Below are 15,297 nucleotides of genomic sequence, written 5' to 3' on the forward strand. Positions count from 1 at the left end.
TATGGCGGTGTCACTCTCATCTCTCCTGTGGGCGTTCTGGTACATACTGCCTGCCTACGTTGCCAATGCCTCTCCCGTGCTCGTTGGGGGAGGGCGGCCCATAGACGGCGGCAGGCACTGGAGGGACGGTCGAAGGATTTTCGGGGATGGAAAGACCTGGCGCGGCTTCATCGGTGGGGTTTCTATTGGGACCCTCACAGGGCTCATTCAGTACTTCATCACTCCCGGATTCTACGGGACCCTTAAAACCTCCCTCGTGCTCGCTTTTCTGCTCTCGTTCGGTGCCCTCTTGGGGGACTTAATCGGTAGCTTCTTCAAGAGGCGCGCGAACCTCCCACGCGGCGCCCCGGCCATAGGCCTCGACCAGCTCGGCTTTCTTATAGCGGCCCTGGCCCTCGCGTATCCTGTTAAAACCCTCGATTCCGGCCAGATAATCTTCCTCCTGGTCGTCTCACCCTTTGTCCACTGGGGGGCCAACTACTTCGCCTACAGGATGGGCTGGAAGAGCGTGCCGTGGTGACTTTCCATTTTTTGCTAACTATTTATAGTGGTTATTAAAATCTGAATAGAAAAGAGTTTTATAGTGTACTTTAACATTGGTATGTGGTGATTCCACGTGCGACGTATTGCGTCGTTACTATTAGTCAGCATGATACTTGGAATGGTACTAAGTGGTGCGGTATCCCTTGGAACGGTTTCGGCCGCATCCGCCCAGAAGGAAGGGGATGTGTACACGCAGTTCTGGGAAATACTGTATCGAGAAGCTTATCTTGCGGACGTGCTTAATAAGAGCATAAATTCCGGCCGCATTAACGTAACTGCCGCCAAGGAACTCATCGGCAACTCGCGCTCTGGTGAGGAAAATGCGGCCGAGATATCTGCGCGGATATGGCTTGCCCTCCAGGAGCTCAAGAAGTCCGGAGTGAAACTCCAATACTCCCCTGAGGAACTCCGGCAGATGGCAGAGGAAATAAAAAAGAACGGTTTTCCTGCAGACACTGTTAATGAACTTAAGTCTCAGGGCTGGACAGATGAGGAGATTAGGGCCCTTGAAGAGTACATCGTTAGGAATGCTGACAACATAACAACCGGCTTTGACATGGAGTCTTTCCTTGAGAACCTCTCCACGGCGTTAGTAGGGGTTGGGTTTAAGTACGCCGGTTATGAGACCTGGGCACTGGAAAAGTGGAAGTGGAGTCATCCGGAGGAGACGAAGGAACAGGCGTTGGAATCGTATGGTGGTTACCCACGGGAAATCGTCCCCGGAATCTCCAGGGATTGGGTATCTTTTTACACCGCGTACCTCAAGGACAACGTCTCAGGGATGAAATTGAGTCTTGAGGATATTATTGAGCTCATGGAGGATACTTTAATGCCTTTGCTGTATTCCTCAGGCACTACTTTTGTTAGCGATGGTGGGGTTATGGTACAAAATGTTCACAGGGTTGGAAATTCTCTTCTTGGATACTCCTACTACTGGCCCTCTGCTTTGAAGGCTTACAACCTTACCCGCCAGGTTTACGTCCTCGTCGAGGCCATGAGCATGGGGAACACAAATCCAGAGCTTAATGGAATTTTGAACCAGAAGGTCGCGGAGCTCAAGGATGCACTCGTGGTGTATTACCACGATGAAACTAGTATCAACCCGAATCCAAATCCCAACCCGCCTCATCCCTGCATCGGTAGAAGGTGCCTGTTGAGTGGCACCTCTTCCAAGCTGTCCGGTTCATTAAATGCCTCCAACAGGAACTTCAACAACGGTGGGGACCTCCTGAAGAAGTTTGCCCTGGACGTGGACAGCAACTATGGCTATATCAAAATAACCAGCGTGGACGTCATCGTTGATCACGTGATGTCGACGGAGGCTACGTATCATGTCTCGGTTACATTTACTGCAGTTAAGAACTTTGTCTCGGATATCAATTTAAAGCTTCGCGATTCCAACGGCCTCGATTCATACTATCTTAATGTGCTCTATCCTGGAGACAGCTACACCTGGGACAGCGAACAGTTCACGGTTAATTTCGATGGGGCTGACTCTGCTGTTGTCCGTGGAAATGTGGTTATAACCTATAAATCGCATCCAACACCCCCTCCCAAATCCCCCGAGGAGGTTCCTTCCCTCAACGGGAAGATAAGGGAGATGACTGTTTCGGCGTCGTACAGTAAAACAATAAAGGCAAAAAAAGCCGACATTGACCCGGCAAAAGTTGCGTTTTCAATAGAGCCCTCCGACACGTCTATTGAGGAGGGCTCCAGTGTTATCTTCAGAGTTTCTATAACGAACCGCAACTCCAAACCAGTAACAGGTAAATGGACGTTCAATGCGGGAGTTCCTGATGATGAGGGGAATCCGATATTGAATTCTGAGAGGGGTGTAGTTACTGTTCCTGCTGGGGGAACCAGTACCTTTGAGGTTGCCGCATTCAACTATATAAAACCCGGGACATACGCATACTGGGGTGCTTTTACCTTTGGGCCGAATGGGATATATAAAAATAGGGATAGTGGTAGGATAGTCGTCCATAGGACTCCACAGCCCCCTCCCACTCCCAGCAAGGGAAGCATCAAGATTGTTGGCATCGTCCCTAAGCCGGATCCCCCAAAGGACGGTGAGGCTGTGGAGTTCAGTGTCATGGTTAAGAACAGCTACTCGACGGGTCAGAATATTGAGCTTAAGCTGTTCGTTGACGGCAATCTGGTGGATACTTCGGATGGGGTGATTGAGGGCAATTCGAAGAAGCCCTTTACGCTAACGTGGACAGCACGGGGTAGTGAGCATTCTTACACTGTGAAAGTTTACCGGCTTGTGGATGGGAGGGAGTCCATTGAGGATTCATGGAACGGAGATTTGAATGTGGTCAGTTCCTCCCGGAGTTTTGCTGTTAGGCTTAAGGCCTCCCCTGTGGAGCTTGATGGTGGTGGGACGGTGTACTTCACGGTGAAGGCTTGGAACTTTGACAGTTCGCGTCTCTGCCTTAGGGGGTTTGTTAAGGATGATGAAGGGGCTGTCGTGAAGACGATTGACAGGTGCATTCCGGCTAAGGCTCAGAACTACACGGTAACGGCGTTCAGTCTTGTTGTTCACGGGGTTGGAAACCACACGTACAGGCTCTTCCTGGATAACTACGACGGCAAGCCGAACGGAAAAGGGGATGAGCACTGGGACGAGGTGAGGGTGGGGGTGAAGTCCTTCAAGGTTCAAAAAGCGTCTATGGATTGCAGTAATATGGTGCTTTCCGCAAAGAAGGGAAATCTGGTGCTGGACATGACGTGTGAGGTGTACTTCACAAACCCCACCGACGTTAGCTGGAAGGTTACTGATGTGGTTACTGAAGCGCGCATACTTAAGAGTCAGCACACTCAGGAAATCACGCCAGAATTTAGTGACGCTCTACTTACTCCCACAGTCCCTGCGAAGGGGACAGGAAGATTACAGGTAAACTTCCATGATACTCTTTCAGCAAGTGGATTCCTTGGAAAAAGCGTTAAGATAGGAGATTTGGCTGGAGTTTCAGTTCCAGTTGAAGTTGACCTAACGCTTGAAGTCAACGGTAAGACATACGTTGTAGACTCCCAAGGAAACATATGGAGCCTAAAGTACAGGGCAATTAAAATGGTAGAGATTTCTATTGAGGGGAATAAAATTGCCATGGATCTCTCTAGTGAGTTAGCAATAGTCGCTGCAACTACTGCAGTTGGTGCCGTAATCGGAGGTTTGGTAGGAGGGCCTGTTGGTGCTGTAGTTGGGGCTGTTGCTGGAGCGGTGACAGGAATAATACTTAGTTATATCCTCCATGAACGGTTGGGGATACCCTGACTGGGAGGTGAGTATAGTGGATGGTAGATTGAAAATTTCAATTGGATTTTTGCTTTTTTTAATAACATTCCTCTTAGTGTCCATTACTTATTCCTCAGTTAGAGGTTTATATGTCCTTGCATTAAACTCAACAGTACTTTTTCCGTGGCTGGTTCTTACCCTTAATGGGTACGGCAAGCTCCCTAAGAGAGCTGCTGGCCTATTAATAGGTGTGACCCTAGTGTTACCTCTACTCTCTGCACTCTTCCTGGGGATAATATACGAAAACTGGAATTTAGCCATGGGTTTTATATTCCTATTCATAACTCTCGTAATGTTTGCTTTGATATTGATATATCTAAAAATCACCATAGAGAGAAGTGGGAAGCGGGTAAAATATGACTCCAGGGACATGAAGGTATTCTGGCTAATCCAGTGGGCTCTCAACTACTATGTTATTGTTCAAGTAGGCAAGAACATAGTACCCCTACTGATCCCAGTGCTCCTTGGAGGGTACTTAGTCTTCTCAGGAACTGCAGAGCTCAAAATATCGAACCATTTAAGTGAATGATAGACTAGTAAAAGAACACTGGGACGAGGTGAGGGTGGGGGTGAAGTCCTTCAAGGTTCAAAAAGCGTCTATGGATTGCAGTAATATGGTGCTTTCCGCAAAGAAGGGAAATCTGGTGCTGGACATGACGTGTGAGGTGTACTTCACAAACCCCACCGACGTTAGCTGGAAGGTTACCCGTATTGATGTTGAAGCCCATGTTCTTAGAACAAAATATACGAAAGATTTAACTCCATCTTACACCAAAGACATAATTACTCACACTATTCCACCCCAAGGTACTGGAGAATTCGAACTAAACTTTCATGACACGCTTCCTGAGAGTGGAGTCTTGGGTATTGGGGTTGAACTAAAAGACTTGGCTGGAACCGTTGTCCCCGTACAGGTGAACTTCACTGTGTATACTAATGGCAAACCCTACGTAGTGGACTCTCGGGGCAACACGTGGCCATTGGCTTATAGTGCAACTCAATATGTTAGAATATCAGTGGAATTAAACAGCATTGTCCAACACATTGTTGCGGACACCGTGGCAGGGGTTGTGATAGGAGCTACTGTCGGAGCAATCGTTGGTAGTATCTTGCCCGGCGCTGGAACTGGAGCAGGTGCCGTTGCAGGAGCAGTAATTGGAGGTACTTTAGGGTTTATATATGGTGTCATATGGCATGGCGTCCTGGGTAGACCTTAGGGGGGATGAATGATGAAATGGGCAGGTATAGTCATTTACCTTATTTCCCTTTTTCTCCTCTATGTTTCTACTGACATAAAAGTAGCGCTTACTCTCGCCAGCGTGAGCCTTTCAGTGCTTTACGTTTGGGTTGTCATATTGTGGATGATACGTCGCAAGAACGCCGGAGGCCTTCCCACTCCAGCTAAAATTCTTCTCTTGGTTAATTTGGCAGTAATACTTGTCAGTGTTTTCTTCATCGGGGCCGTTGGGGCGGCCCTGCTGTTAGTGGTTCTCCTGGTTCTTCATGGCTTTGTGCTGTTAGTCCGTTACGGTCTAAGCAGAGGTCCGGTTGCTCAGGACGCAGATTTAAGGCTTAAATACTTTGGAATCCTTCTTTTAGGATTCTTTTCCTTAAACCCACTCATAGAAGGTGTTTCCACCTCCAATTGGATTGAGGTGAGTGCCTCAGTGATACTGATATTCGGAGGGTACCTAATGTTTGGGGAGGTGAGGAATACTCTAAGAGGGAACTAAACTTACAGGCTCTTCCTGGATAACTACGACGGCAAGCCGAACGGAAAAGGGGATGAGCACTGGGACGAGGTGAGGGTGGAGGTGAAGCCGACGAGCAACGTGATTGCGAGCATGGAATGCGAGCCGGCGGTAGTTGCCCTTGATGGCTCTACTACTTGTACTGTGAACTTTGAGTTGGAGAGTGCCGACACTGTAAAGCTTAATTTGATAGGAGTGGATTTTGGGGGTAAGAATGTGTGGCCCAACGGTCCGAGCAGTGTTATGGTAAATAAGCAGGCGGTAACCTTAACTCCGACGAACATGAAGGATGACCTGACAATAACGATCACAATAAACGATGAGCTGGCGAACTATTACTTTGGAGAGAGGCCTTGGGACCCGGTTGATAGGTATATGTTCCATGAGACATACAAGAGCAGGTTTGCGGGGTATTCCTACCTGGTTAAGGCTGACTTCAGCGGCGGGATAACAGTCAGCGACGTGTTCAGTGTGAGGAAACAGGCAGAATTTGACAAAATTGTTGAAGGTGGGAAAAATGCTAAGGCTATTGTTTCAGAAGCAGCAAGAACTTCCAGAGTTGCCAAAAAGGGTTTGATTATACTTGGTAAAAACGCTCCAAAACTAGTTTCCCGGGGGTGGTTGATAGTAAACATCCTCCTTTTGGGAGCAGATATCCATGACTGGTTTTTTGCACCGGCGCCGAACACCGGAGATGACGGGAACAACATTGTAGGAGGATGATCATATGAGGGAGTACAGTTATCTGAAGTCTCTAAGAAACACTCTAATGATTTTATCAATGTTCTTTTCTTTTATTTCTATATATCTTGGATTTAGAAACCATGACAAAATCTTGGCGGGGTTAGGTTTGTTTACCCTTTCATTTTGGGCATCTTGGTTCGACCCAGTAACTAAAGATATTTCAAAAAAGACTGGAAGTACTCCAAAAACCTTTGAAGAAATTTTTATTGATATTTTAACAACCGCTTTATTGTCCTTTATCCTCATCTATACTTTCTTTTTTAGCTCTTCTGAAAAAGTGTTCTTTTTAGGGCTTATTATCGTCGCTCTCATGATAGTAATAGTCAGTCGTTTTTATGACTTGATTCGTCAACACCTAACGGGGCTATCCAGTAAGGGGCAGAGTGCAATGGTAGCGATACCTGCTGTGGTTGGGGGAATATCTTTTTTAATTTTCACGAATCTAGGGGGAACAGCGGCATTGTTGGGATTTTTGGCTTGTACTGTACTGCTATTGGAGTTTAAAGAACAAAAAGCAGAAAAGCAGGCAATTTCGCCAGCATCGGGGAATAGCAGTGGAGCAAGGTAAAAGGGTGAGTTCCAATGAATACATCGTTAGGGATACTGGAATTATGCCCCTCACAAGAGAACGATAACAATGCAGTGGTGGGATGAAAGGTGGACATTTTCCTCCTTATTTCTATTTTCATCTGGGCTGTTATTGGAGTAGGGGCTCTTGTCTCAAAGCATAATGCCTGGGTGGGGACTGGCGCGTTACTGGCTTCCTTTGTGTACCTTGCCAAGGTTAGTCACGGAAACAACGATATTATGGCATTTATTGCAGTATTCCTGCTTTGGCTGTCCCTTTCACTGCTGAGCTTTGCATGGACTCTCAGGGGAATAAAGGCGAAAGAAGTTGAATCGGCTTGTTCTTTCATGTCCCTTGGCTATTTACCAGTATTTGCAGTGTTATTCTTAAAGTACGGGGCAATAGCCTCCGTTGGAATTCTCCTGTGGTTTGGCCTGTGGTACGGTTTTCGCGAGATGTGTCATCAAGAAAAAACGAGGATCGTCCTCATGTGCTTTCCCGTACTATTGGTGGCAGTTATCTTTCGTTCATTTCTCGCAGTGTCCTATGGGATCCTGCTCTGGTGGCTCTACAAGGATGTGGAAAAACTCTGGAGCGTGCGCAATAAGAGGATGTGTTGATAATCGCAATGAAAAACCGAACGGAAAAGGGGATGAGCACTGGGACGAGGTGAGGGTGGGGGTGAAGCCTGTGAGTAATGTTATTGCAAACATGACGTGTATGGATTCGGCCATTCCATATGATGGTTCGACAACTTGTAAAGTCATGTTGCTAAACGCTGGAAGAGGAAGTCCATCCCCTCAACCTCGAACTGTCTCTGTCTCCGTTTCCTCAGTGGACCTCGGAACGGTCCATAACGCTTGGGCAAAAAGTTACCAGAGGGGAATAGAGGTCGATCCTATAAAGGTAACTCTGCCTCCCAATGACGACAAGGAAATTGACGTGAAGATTGACCTAAGAGTGCTTGCTCAGGACTTCTGGGGAAATGACCACTTTGCTTACAAATTTGCAGAGCATAAATCTTACATGATAACAGTCCACTTTGACAACGGCGTTGTTGTTAGCGATATATTAACTATCAAGGATACATCTGAAAATCAAAACGCGCCGTTGATTGTTAAAGCTGGGGGAATTGTAGGTGGCATCCTTGGTGGTGTCATTTCAGGAGTCATCACGAGAAACCCCGAAGTGACGTTAAAGGGGGCTGTTGTAGGATGGGCAATAGGAACAGCAGCTACTTGGACAATTGTTTCACTCTCGTGGAAAATATATGCCCTCTATGAAGGCGTCACTGGCATTTCCGGTGATGGGGACAACAACGCAGTGGTGGGAGGGTGAAAAATGAGCAGAGGTAATCTTAAACTCCTCGTCATTGGTGTGCTCTCTTGGTGTTTCTTTACATTTTTTATTATGTTAGCATATCCCCGAGACATGACACTTGCGGTGGAGGTATCAGCGGCCTTGGTTAACCTTGTTGTGATTACTGTTGTTTTAACACCTTTTAGAGGAATGATGGGTAGGGGGTATCTGCTGGTATACTCCTTGGTACCGTCTATGGGAATTTATTTAGCAGTACTTAGGAATAGTGTTACTCTGAGGGGAGCGTTGTATATAGTCTATCTGGCGTATTTGGCAATGGCAGTTGGACTCTTGCTAGTCTTAGGAGAGGATAAAAATAAAAAGACCCAATACTACCGCGTCTTTTTGTATTTCTTGGCTATCTTGATAGTGGCTGCACTTGCTGAAAATGGGAAACTTTTAGCGCTGGCTATGGGGGGTTTTCCGTTAATGGTATTACTATCCAAGCGGGGTTTAGTGCACGAGATTGTAGGTTTTAATGCTCTTTCTGCAGTTGTGGGAGTTGTTTCGGTTTTGGACCTCAATTTAATTCAGACATCAAATCATTCACTGTCCTCTCCAAACACTTCGATAGTGGTGGCACTAATTTTGTTTCAACAAGTGATATATTCTATGACTGCATTTTATGAACTTCAACGATATTAAGTGGATTGGGAGGTTTTCTCCAAAAATGCTGGAAATTCGGTGAATGGGGGATGATACAATGTGGGCCAAAATGAGCAGGACTGGCTTTTTGGCGTTGTCTCTCTTTGTTTCCCATTTTGGTATTATTATTGATGATATCAGATACAAAACTTGATTTGCCAGTCGTTTTACTATTTGATTTTCTTCCGGTACCTTTCCTTGCAATTGGTGGTCCATTGCTTGAAAGAAAAGACCCCTATCCATTTATTACTGCATTACTTTTCATTCCTTTTGCAAGCCTTTTGATAACTTTGACTTCAGGAATCTTTTGGAATAATTGTAACTGCCTCTTTGTTAGTCAACGTTTTTACGTATGAACTTGGACATGAAACAAGTTATAGGGAGGGATATTATATTGCAATCTTGTGACGTTAGCCTTAAGTGTGCGTTTGGAAGTTGCTATATTGTTGTTAAGTGATGTTATTGTAATGCATATAGTGACAACAAAACTCAGTATCCAATGGGAGGCAATAATTATGGACTGTTTGCGGTGACCACATGCGAATTAATTAGGTTACATTCATCGATTTCATGGAGATTCTGTGGTGTCGCATGGGCTATCATCAAAAAACATCACATAATACATACACAGTAAAAATCTAGCTTAAAGGAATGGAGCTTCGGAGGTAGGAATGTGTGGCCAACAGTCCGAGTAGTGTTAAAGTTAACAAGCAGACTGTAATCCTAAACCCCAACAATTTACGTCGAGACGTGGCCCCTCGCGGAGGACATGCAAGAAGACCTGACAATAACGATCACAATAAACGATGAGCTGGCGAACTATTACTTTGGGAAGCCCATTTACAGGATGTACATTGACAAGTTCGCTGATCATTCATACCTAATTGAAGCAAAGTTGATTAGGCTGAATTACCCAGTTTCGGACGTGATAAGAGTGGCGTACAGGGACACGAGCGATGGGGCGGAAAAGGCCGTGGATTATGCATCTATTGGAGGCAATATCTAGGAGTGGCTTTGACAGTTGCTGAAAGTAGCAATCCAGTAGGGCGGATGTGTTAATACTGTCAAATCTTCTTAACTTAGGGGAAGTTATTTCAGAAATCCAGTGGATATTTGGATGGGATGTCAGTGGATTTCCCGAAGAGTACGATAACAACGCAGTGGTGGGATGAAGAGAGCATTCCGACATGTCCCGGCTATCATAGGCTGATTTCTTTAATCTTTTTAATTTTTCACAGGGTTGCTATTCGACGACTGCCTATTCACTGCTTCAGCTAAACTTATTCTAGTTCCACCATTGCTTATTGTGGCGTGTACCATGTAGTTTTTGGACTGCAGGTGATTGCCCTGATGGCAATTTACGTCGTTTATGCCGTTCTTCCGGAGTTTAGGGAATCCAGCCAAACGGGGGGTCGTCCAGATTATTACTCACGAGCGGGAGGTCAGGACGGGCTACTTCGTGAAGAGGAGGGGAATACATTAGAAAATCAGGGTTGGAAGAAGAGGAAGGAACTCCTCGAAAAGTATGGGGTGGAGGGAGGGGAACAGGCTAAACGACTTGTATCATAAGCTTGCTAACAAAATCATCGAGTTGGCGCAGAAATACGGTGGTTTTGCCTTGGAGGATTTGACGGAAATCAGGGAGTCAATCAGGTATTCTGCCGAGCTGAATGGCAGGCTTCACCGCTGGAGTCTTAGGAAGCTTCAGTCAATCATCGAATACAAGGCGAAGTTAAGGGGCGTTAGTGTTGTTTTTGTCAATCCGGCTCATACTTCTTCCCTGTGGTGCCCGGTATGTGGGGGTGAGTTAAGCCCGAATGGGGGCAGGGTTTTGAAGTGCTCAAACTGCGGTTTTGAGGCTGACAGGAATGTGGTTGGGAGTTGGAATATTCGTTTGAGAGCTTTGAAGATGTGGGGAGTAACCGTTCCCCCCGAAAGCCCTCCAATGAAGACTGAAGGAGGAAGGTTATCCAGTTCCAAACGTAGCGGATAACCAGAACGGGATAAATCTATCCAGCAATCCTTTTTAACTTCCCCTCCAATTCTTTTCGGTGGTGTGCATGAGGGTTAAGGTTCGATATTTCGCCAGATTCCGCTCCATCGTTGGCACTGGGGAGGAGGAGCTGGAGGTTCCTGGGGGCACGACCGTCCGGGAGCTCATAGAGTTGCTGAAGGAGAGACACCCGGTGCTCAGGACGGAGGTCTTTGCTGAGGACGACGACCTGGCGGACGTCAACGTCTCCAGAAACGGCCGCTACGTGGGCTTTGATGATGTGCTGCAGGAGGGGGACGTGGTGGCCCTGTTTCCCCCCGTGAGTGGTGGTTGATATGCTGAGCGATAGGGAGCTTGAGCGCTACGACAGGCAGATAATGATTTTCGGGAAGGAGGGTCAGGAAAAGCTTAAGGCCTCGAAGGTGGCCGTTGTTGGTGTCGGCGGCCTTGGAAGCCCCGTCGCTTACTATCTAGCCGCGGCGGGGATAGGCACCATCCTCCTAGTGGACGAGCAAACGCCTGAGCTGAGCAACCTCAACAGGCAGATACTCCACTGGGAGGACGACATCGGAAAGAATCCGAAGCCCATCTCCGCGAAGTGGAAGCTGGAGCACTTCAACCGTGACGTAAAAATCGAGACCTTTGTTGGCCGGTTGACGGCGGAGAACATCGGGGAGGTTCTTGACGGCGTTGACGTCATCGTTGACTGCCTCGACAACTTTGAAACGAGATTCCTGCTCGACGATTACGCCCAAAAGGCCAGAATCCCCCTTGTTCACGGTGCGGTTGAGGGAACCTTCGGGCAGGTCACTACCGTGGTGCCGGGATTCACGAAGAGTTTGAGGGAGATATTCCCAAATGTGAGGGAAAAGGGCGGAAAGTTCCCGATACTCGGAGCAACCGCTGGAGTCATCGGAACGATTCAGGCGATGGAGGTCGTGAAGCTGCTCACCGGAATCGGCGAGCCGCTCCTCAACAGGTTGCTCATAGTTGATTTGGCCTTTAACACCTTCGACGTCGTTGCGCTCAGGTAGAGGGTTCTTCGACCTTTCTCTTTTCGTTCACCGACGTTATGGTTACCGTCTCGCTCCACGAGCCGTCTTGGGTTATCGTCATCTTTCCTATCGTTGGGTCATCTATCGATGTTTTGATGGTCGCTGAGAAGCTCAACCGTCCGCCGACGAGCCTCCCAGCCTCAAAGTACAGCTCAAGAATTCCTCCCTTTACCGTGACCACGGTATTCCCCGTCGTTGTAAGGTACATCGTGGCCAGTGCCCTCACATCGCCGTCGTCGAGTCTGTACCTGAGCACGAGTTTTTCGCCGTTTTCCCTCTCGTTGGGAGTTCTCTGTAAGTACTTCCTTGCGAGGCTCACCAGGTTGTACCTCCACACGAAGCCGGCCGCCGCCGGATCTGTGGCTTTTGTCCATCCCATTGGCGTCCGGATATACGTGACGTTTCTAATGATAACCCTGGATGAGGCCGCCGGCGGTCGATGGGGAGCAATCTTTGTGGTGATATTCATCCCTGCGCTCCATGATTCAAAGTCTATGTAACCGGTTTCCGTTATCGCGAGCGTCACGTTATCCCTCTGCGTCAGATTGGCCTGCTTCACTGTTACAAGCATGGACACCTCGGCACTGCTGGTGTATGTAAACTGCTTTATCCCCGAAACCTCCGCGAGGAGAGTCTCAGTCGTAGTTCCCCTGGGGCCCTCCGTCGGTGGATGGGTCGTTGTGGTTCCTGGAACGCTTGTGGTAGTGGTTGTGGATGAAGTGTGCTCCATTTGAGGTGATGCCGTTGGACTTGACGTTGTCGTTGAGCCGTTGCCCCCGAGGCAGCCCGCCGTGAATCCGATGACCAAAATCAGAAGGAGAACGAGGCCATATTTTTTCATTTTGACCACCCGGAGTTCCTGGAATCAAGTTCACTTAAACCTTTTCGTTAACCCGGCAGGTTTTAATTTGGTTGGGCGTAGTTCTTTGGGGGATGGGGATGAAGGTTAGGATGACTAGGAATGCATTTGACCTGAACGGGGCGCTGGGGCACATCGCCGTTCCGGAGGCCGGAGGCTACGTCTTTTTCCTGGGAAAGGTGAGGAGCGAGAGCCACGGGAGACGGGTCAGAAAACTAATCTATGAGGCCTATGAGGAGATGGCCGAGGAGGAGATGGAACGAATACGGAAGGAGGCTCTTGAGAAGTTTCCCATTTTGGACATGCTGATATGGCACCGGTACGGTGAGCTTGAGGTCGGCGACGACACGATACTCATTATTGCCAGTGGAAAGCACAGAAAGGAGGCTTTTGAGGCTTGTATTTGGGCCATAGATCAGGTAAAGCGTCGTGTCCCCGTCTGGAAGAGGGAGGTCACCGAAGAGGGTACCTTCTGGATCGAGGGAAACAAGGTGGTGCCCGAGAAATAAGCCCAGTGGATTTTCCATTTTTTGCAGACTACTTGTAGTGGTATGCAAAATCGGAATAGAAAAAGTATATATACGATTCCGGCGTTTCTCCCTACGGTGAGGGCTTATGGAGAAGGTGGCTTACGATGCATCTCATACCGTTGAGGTGGGAACCGTCCCCAACATAGTTTCCATCGGAAAACCTCCATGGAGTAATCAGGTTCACCGCGGTAAGCTTGAACGCATTATCGTTCAGCTCGGTGCCGGGAAGGGAAGGTTCTCTGAAGTGAGCGGAATCCCGCGCTCGATAGGCTGCATAGGGAACAACTTCTTTCTGCTTCACCGCGAGCCCCTGAGTCCGGAGCGGGTTAAGGAGTTGATAAGGGAGTTCAAGGGCATGAGTGGAAAGGAACTGTGGCTAACCAACTACGACCGGATTGAATACCTGACCAGCGTTGCCTCATACGCGGTGGAGATAGGCGTTCCCGAGGTTTACGCCGTCGTTAGGCTCGAAGACGTGGATTCAATCGAACCGTTTGAGGATGTTCGGTTCATAGCCGAGTTTGAGTACTCGCCCGAAAACTTTCACCGGCTTGAGGCTTACAGTTGGCTCCACGGGGCGCTGGTGATGGTGCAGGGCACGCACTTGGATGAATTCAAGAGCATCAAAACCACTTTTCCGGGGGAAATTTACATTGATGTGCTCTTCCCGGGCTCGGCGAGAAAGCTGGACTTCAACGTTATCGAAGTTAAGAGGATACTCAACCCGAGTGTTGAGAAGTATCACGACTGTCTCGCGGGTACGCTGGCGATAACCGCCGACGGCTATGCCCTTCCGTGCCCTCTGCTGAGGAACTACGTCATTGGGGACGTGAAGGAACTGGGGCTCAAAAAGGTGCTCAGGAGGAAGAAACTCAAGGCTTTCTGGAAGATGACAAAGGACGATGTCGGCGCCTGTAGGGCCTGTCCGTTCAAGTACATATGCCACGACTGCAGGGCGCTGGAGTATCAGGCAAGTGGAGAGATAGATGGTTTGGAATACTGTCAGATAGCCTTTTAGAATTCAAGCATGGAGCGATAGCCGCTCCCATCCTTTTTAACCATCCTGGCGTACCTATTCTTGGCGTTTCTATCATTAAGCTCCTTGAAGGTCGGTTCAAAGTACTCTATCAGGAGCTTCTCGACGTGGGCGCTGAACTCAAGGACTTTGCTCCCCAGGTCGTCCTTGGAGGAGAAGAACCACTCCAGGATGTATCCGTATCCTGGAAGGACGCCCGCCATTATTTCGTACTCGTTGAACCGCTCCAGAACCTTCTCATCCAGCTCTCTTGTGAGTCCTATGACGGCCCTGTCGTGGACGTTCATGTCTATCGTGGGCACAAATCCTATGATTATCCCCTCCTCCCTAAGGCGGTTTATCATATATCGTATGGTGGGCCGGCTCTTCCCCAGTTGTCGTGCTATTCTTGTTATCGGTGTTCGGGAATCCCATTTGAGTATGTCGAGAAGAATGGCGTAGTCGTAGCTCAGGTCCCAGTTCCCGAAGTCGTCATCACCGTCGTAGGGGTATGCTCTGGCTTCGTAGTACTCGTAATCATCCGAGTACTGTGAGAGGAGGTCCTCAATCCTGTCCCTCTGGTCGTCGGGGATATAAAATATGACAGAAAGGCCATTTTTGAACCCGTAGGCGGGATTCATGTACCCAACGAAGGGATTCTGACTCATTCGGACACCCACTTCGATGAGTCTGTCTGAAGGAACCGTTAGAAATGCGACGTATGTGTGTAAACCAAGGCGTTTGAGGCTGAAGAACGCGTTAACGGTGAGGTATTTCCCGTAATACTTATCGTACAGCCTTTTGAGTCTATAGTAGTCTATACCCTCTTTCTCGGCAATTTTTTTGAGGCTGTCGAGGGGGTATTTCTCAAGGATTTCAACGAGGAATTCGAGATCCTCCCTGGGGGGTTCGTCCATTTCACCTCACCATGCCTCCG

General features: G+C 48.2%; 17 protein-coding genes and 1 pseudogene. 16 read left to right on the forward strand and 2 right to left on the reverse strand.

The genetic code is table 11. The features are described from left to right. Nucleotide 1: 1 nt before the first annotated feature. The 14 genes and pseudogenes from E3E51_RS09170 to E3E51_RS09235 all read left to right on the forward strand — a co-directional run bounded on the left by E3E51_RS09170 (nucleotide 2) and on the right by E3E51_RS09235 (nucleotide 11,935). Nucleotides 2-520, forward strand: a complete 519-nt coding sequence (locus E3E51_RS09170; RefSeq protein ID WP_167912806.1) for a CDP-2,3-bis-(O-geranylgeranyl)-sn-glycerol synthase — start codon at nucleotides 2-4, stop codon at nucleotides 518-520. Nucleotides 521-616: 96 nt separating this feature from the next. Then, nucleotides 617-3,820 (forward strand): hypothetical protein, encoded by a 3,204-nt coding sequence (locus tag E3E51_RS09175; RefSeq protein WP_167912699.1) that lies wholly within the window; start codon nucleotides 617-619, stop codon nucleotides 3,818-3,820. A gap of 16 nt (nucleotides 3,821-3,836) precedes the next feature. Beyond that, complete coding sequence (locus E3E51_RS09180; RefSeq protein WP_167912807.1) at nucleotides 3,837-4,370, forward strand: hypothetical protein; 534 nt, start codon at nucleotides 3,837-3,839, stop codon at nucleotides 4,368-4,370. A gap of 40 nt (nucleotides 4,371-4,410) precedes the next feature. Beyond that, on the forward strand, nucleotides 4,411-5,058 hold the full coding sequence (locus E3E51_RS09185) for a hypothetical protein (RefSeq protein ID WP_167912700.1): 648 nt from the start codon (nucleotides 4,411-4,413) through the stop codon (nucleotides 5,056-5,058). A gap of 9 nt (nucleotides 5,059-5,067) precedes the next feature. Then, nucleotides 5,068-5,574 (forward strand): hypothetical protein, encoded by a 507-nt coding sequence (locus E3E51_RS09190; RefSeq protein WP_167912808.1) that lies wholly within the window; start codon nucleotides 5,068-5,070, stop codon nucleotides 5,572-5,574. A 75-nt stretch (nucleotides 5,575-5,649) separates the two neighbouring features. Beyond that, nucleotides 5,650-6,315, forward strand: a complete 666-nt coding sequence (locus tag E3E51_RS09195; RefSeq protein WP_206204539.1) for a hypothetical protein — start codon at nucleotides 5,650-5,652, stop codon at nucleotides 6,313-6,315. Between the two features lie 4 nt (nucleotides 6,316-6,319). Continuing rightward, on the forward strand, nucleotides 6,320-6,904 hold the full coding sequence (locus E3E51_RS09200; protein WP_167912810.1) for a hypothetical protein: 585 nt from the start codon (nucleotides 6,320-6,322) through the stop codon (nucleotides 6,902-6,904). A gap of 89 nt (nucleotides 6,905-6,993) precedes the next feature. Further along, nucleotides 6,994-7,524 (forward strand): hypothetical protein, encoded by a 531-nt coding sequence (locus tag E3E51_RS09205; protein WP_167912811.1) that lies wholly within the window; start codon nucleotides 6,994-6,996, stop codon nucleotides 7,522-7,524. 70 nt (nucleotides 7,525-7,594) lie between these two features. Beyond that, a complete protein-coding gene (locus E3E51_RS09210; protein WP_167912812.1) occupies nucleotides 7,595-8,242 on the forward strand; it encodes a hypothetical protein in 648 nt (215 codons plus the stop codon). Between the two features lie 93 nt (nucleotides 8,243-8,335). Further along, nucleotides 8,336-8,908, forward strand: coding sequence for a hypothetical protein (locus E3E51_RS09215; RefSeq protein ID WP_167912813.1), 573 nt, complete (start codon nucleotides 8,336-8,338; stop codon nucleotides 8,906-8,908). A 769-nt stretch (nucleotides 8,909-9,677) separates the two neighbouring features. After that, nucleotides 9,678-9,914, forward strand: coding sequence for a hypothetical protein (locus E3E51_RS09220; protein WP_167912814.1), 237 nt, complete (start codon nucleotides 9,678-9,680; stop codon nucleotides 9,912-9,914). A gap of 408 nt (nucleotides 9,915-10,322) precedes the next feature. Beyond that, a pseudogene (locus E3E51_RS09225) lies at nucleotides 10,323-10,901 on the forward strand (transposase); the annotation flags it as partial. A gap of 67 nt (nucleotides 10,902-10,968) precedes the next feature. Beyond that, nucleotides 10,969-11,235, forward strand: a complete 267-nt coding sequence (locus E3E51_RS09230) for a ubiquitin-like small modifier protein 1 (RefSeq protein ID WP_167912929.1) — start codon at nucleotides 10,969-10,971, stop codon at nucleotides 11,233-11,235. A gap of 1 nt (nucleotide 11,236) precedes the next feature. Beyond that, on the forward strand, nucleotides 11,237-11,935 hold the full coding sequence (locus E3E51_RS09235) for a ThiF family adenylyltransferase (RefSeq protein ID WP_167912815.1): 699 nt from the start codon (nucleotides 11,237-11,239) through the stop codon (nucleotides 11,933-11,935). On the opposite strand, the gene E3E51_RS09240 is transcribed toward E3E51_RS09235, so the two are convergent. Then, a complete protein-coding gene (locus E3E51_RS09240) occupies nucleotides 11,928-12,797 on the reverse strand; it encodes a hypothetical protein (RefSeq protein WP_167912930.1) in 870 nt (289 codons plus the stop codon). The two genes, E3E51_RS09235 and E3E51_RS09240, sit on opposite strands and share 8 nt — an antisense overlap. Before the next feature lie 98 nt (nucleotides 12,798-12,895). Between E3E51_RS09240 and E3E51_RS09245 the strand changes: the two genes are divergently transcribed. Next, nucleotides 12,896-13,324, forward strand: a complete 429-nt coding sequence (locus tag E3E51_RS09245; protein WP_167912931.1) for a molybdenum cofactor biosynthesis protein MoaE — start codon at nucleotides 12,896-12,898, stop codon at nucleotides 13,322-13,324. Nucleotides 13,325-13,430: 106 nt separating this feature from the next. Then, entirely contained in the window at nucleotides 13,431-14,363 is a 933-nt protein-coding gene (locus E3E51_RS09250) for an SPASM domain-containing protein (protein WP_167912816.1), read from the forward strand. Here the strand turns inward: E3E51_RS09250 and E3E51_RS09255 are convergent. After that, the gene (locus E3E51_RS09255; protein ID WP_167912817.1) at nucleotides 14,360-15,277 is read right to left on the reverse strand and encodes an Lrp/AsnC family transcriptional regulator; all 918 of its coding nucleotides are present in this window, start codon (nucleotides 15,275-15,277) and stop codon (nucleotides 14,360-14,362) included. The two genes, E3E51_RS09250 and E3E51_RS09255, sit on opposite strands and share 4 nt — an antisense overlap. Between the last annotated feature and the right edge of the window lie 20 nt (nucleotides 15,278-15,297).

This window comes from Thermococcus sp. 21S7 (assembly GCF_012027615.1).
In the GTDB taxonomy this organism is placed as follows: Archaea; Methanobacteriota_B; Thermococci; order Thermococcales; family Thermococcaceae; genus Thermococcus.

What these genes read in the sequence shown, in the direction of transcription:
- E3E51_RS09170 (WP_167912806.1), top strand. Translation starts at nt 2, where the DNA reads ATGGCGGTGTCACTCTCATCTCTCCTGTGGGCGTTCTGGTACATACTG.
- E3E51_RS09190 (WP_167912808.1), top strand. Translation starts at nt 5,068, where the DNA reads ATGATGAAATGGGCAGGTATAGTCATTTACCTTATTTCCCTTTTTCTC.
- E3E51_RS09200 (WP_167912810.1), top strand. Translation starts at nt 6,320, where the DNA reads ATGAGGGAGTACAGTTATCTGAAGTCTCTAAGAAACACTCTAATGATT.
- E3E51_RS09215 (WP_167912813.1), top strand. Translation starts at nt 8,336, where the DNA reads ATGACACTTGCGGTGGAGGTATCAGCGGCCTTGGTTAACCTTGTTGTG.
- E3E51_RS09220 (WP_167912814.1), top strand. Translation starts at nt 9,678, where the DNA reads ATGCAAGAAGACCTGACAATAACGATCACAATAAACGATGAGCTGGCG.
- E3E51_RS09230 (WP_167912929.1), top strand. Translation starts at nt 10,969, where the DNA reads ATGAGGGTTAAGGTTCGATATTTCGCCAGATTCCGCTCCATCGTTGGC.
- E3E51_RS09235 (WP_167912815.1), top strand. Translation starts at nt 11,237, where the DNA reads ATGCTGAGCGATAGGGAGCTTGAGCGCTACGACAGGCAGATAATGATT.
- E3E51_RS09240 (WP_167912930.1), bottom strand. Translation starts at nt 12,797, where the DNA reads ATGAAAAAATATGGCCTCGTTCTCCTTCTGATTTTGGTCATCGGATTC.
- E3E51_RS09245 (WP_167912931.1), top strand. Translation starts at nt 12,896, where the DNA reads ATGAAGGTTAGGATGACTAGGAATGCATTTGACCTGAACGGGGCGCTG.
- E3E51_RS09250 (WP_167912816.1), top strand. Translation starts at nt 13,431, where the DNA reads ATGGAGAAGGTGGCTTACGATGCATCTCATACCGTTGAGGTGGGAACC.
- E3E51_RS09255 (WP_167912817.1), bottom strand. Translation starts at nt 15,277, where the DNA reads ATGGACGAACCCCCCAGGGAGGATCTCGAATTCCTCGTTGAAATCCTT.